Source organism: Streptomyces sp. NPDC054847 (assembly GCF_053610925.1).
The window spans coordinates 1-1,824 of record NZ_JBSGZJ010000732.1 but is presented as its reverse complement, the minus strand read 5'-3'; the positions used below and the strand labels follow the sequence as shown (position 1 = coordinate 1,824).

Sequence of the window (1,824 nt, the reverse complement as noted above, 5' to 3'; positions counted from 1 at the left end):
GCCGGAAGTCGTCGACGAGCCGGCGCCTGCCGCCCCCGTGGACGGCCCGGCCACCGCGGCGCCCGGCGCGGCCGGGGAGCCCGCCGCGGCCACGGCACCCGCCGCCGGCGACGACGAGGGCCCGGGGCAGCCGGCGCGAAGCTCGCCGGCCGGCGGTCCGGCCGTCGAGGAGCCGGCGCGGAGCGCGCCGCCCACGTCGCTGTCACCCTCGCGTGCGAGCGACTTCATGCAGTGCCCCCTGCTCTACCGGTTCCGGGTGATCGACAGGCTGCCGGAGAAGCCCAGCGAAGCGGCTACCCGGGGAACGCTGGTGCACGCGGTGCTGGAGCGGCTCTTCGACGATCCGGCGGCCGAGCGGACGGCGCCGCGCGCCAAGGCGATGGTTCCCGGCCAGTGGAGCCGGCTCCTCGAGACGCGTCCGGAGCTGGGCGAGCTGTTCGCGGAGGACCCGGGCGGCGAGCGGCTGTCGCGCTGGCTCGGTGAGGCGGAGCAGCTGGTGGAGCGGTGGTTCACGCTGGAGGACCCGACGCGGCTCGAGCCCCGCGAGCGGGAGATGTTCGTGGAGACGGAGCTGGAGTCGGGGCTGCGGCTGCGCGGCGTGATCGACCGGGTGGACATCGCGCCGACCGGCGACGTGCGGATCGTCGACTACAAGACGGGCAAGGCCCCGCGTCCGGAGTACAGCGAAGGCGCGCTGTTCCAGATGAAGTTCTACGCGCTGGTGATCTGGCGGCTGAAGCAGGTCGTGCCGCGCCGGCTCCAGCTGGTGTACCTGGGCAGCGGCGACGTGTTGACGTACGACCCGGTCATGGCCGACCTCGAGCGGACGGAGCGCAAACTGCTGGCGCTCTGGGAGGCGATCCGGCTGGCCACGGAGACGGGTGACTGGCGGCCGCGGCCGACGAAGCTGTGCGGCTGGTGCGACCACCGTTCGGTGTGTCCGGAATTCGGCGGCACTCCCCCGGTTTATCCGCTGAGCGTTTCCCCGCGCGCGTCGGCCGAGGATGGCCAGGGCAGAATGGGCCCGGTCTAAAGAAGGAGTACCCGTGGCTATCCGCGTCCTACTGGTCGACGACCAACCGCTGTTGCGCACCGGTTTCCGGATGATCCTCGAGGCCGAGCAGGACATCGCGGTGGTCGGTGAGGCCGGGGACGGCCTCCAGGCCCTCGACCAGGTGCGGGCGCTCCAGCCCGACGTCGTGCTGATGGACATCCGGATGCCCCGGATGGACGGCGTGGAGGCGACGCGTCAGATCACCGGTCCCGGCCGGGACGGTCCGGCGAAGGTCCTGGTGCTGACCACCTTCGACCTGGACGAGTACGTGGTGGAGGCGCTGCGCGCCGGTGCGAGCGGCTTCCTGCTGAAGGACGCCCCGGCCAACGAACTGGTGCAGGCGATCCGGGTGGTCGCCGCGGGAGAGGCGATGCTCGCGCCGAGCATCACCCGCAGGCTGCTCGACAAGTACGCGGACCATCTGCCGTCCGGCGAGGAGCCGGTTCCGGACACTCTCCACACGCTGACCGACCGTGAGGTGGAGGTGCTGAAGCTGGTGGCCCGCGGGCTGTCCAACGCGGAGATCGCGGCGGACCTCTTCGTCAGCGAGACGACCGTCAAGACGCACGTCGGCCATGTGCTGACGAAGCTGGGTCTGCGTGACCGCGTCCAGGCGGCGGTCTACGCGTACGAGAGCGGACTGGTGCGCCCCGGCGCCCAGTAGCGGCGGCCCGTCCACCCGGTGGCCCGCCCGCCCGGTGGACGGTGCCCGTCGCGCCCTGCGGCAACGGCCGGGGGCCGGCCGCGGCTCGCCGCAGCGGCCGGGCAGC

General features: G+C 73.0%; 2 protein-coding genes. Both read left to right on the top strand.

The features are described 5' to 3' along the window. Window positions 1-199 precede the first annotated feature (199 nt). The gene (locus ACWGH4_RS34765) at window positions 200-1,033 is read left to right on the top strand and encodes a RecB family exonuclease (protein ID WP_453467863.1); all 834 of its coding nucleotides are present in this window, start codon (window positions 200-202) and stop codon (window positions 1,031-1,033) included. 13 nt (window positions 1,034-1,046) lie between these two features. Next, complete coding sequence (locus tag ACWGH4_RS34760) at window positions 1,047-1,718, top strand: response regulator (RefSeq protein WP_177151020.1); 672 nt, start codon at window positions 1,047-1,049, stop codon at window positions 1,716-1,718. Window positions 1,719-1,824 lie beyond the last annotated feature (106 nt).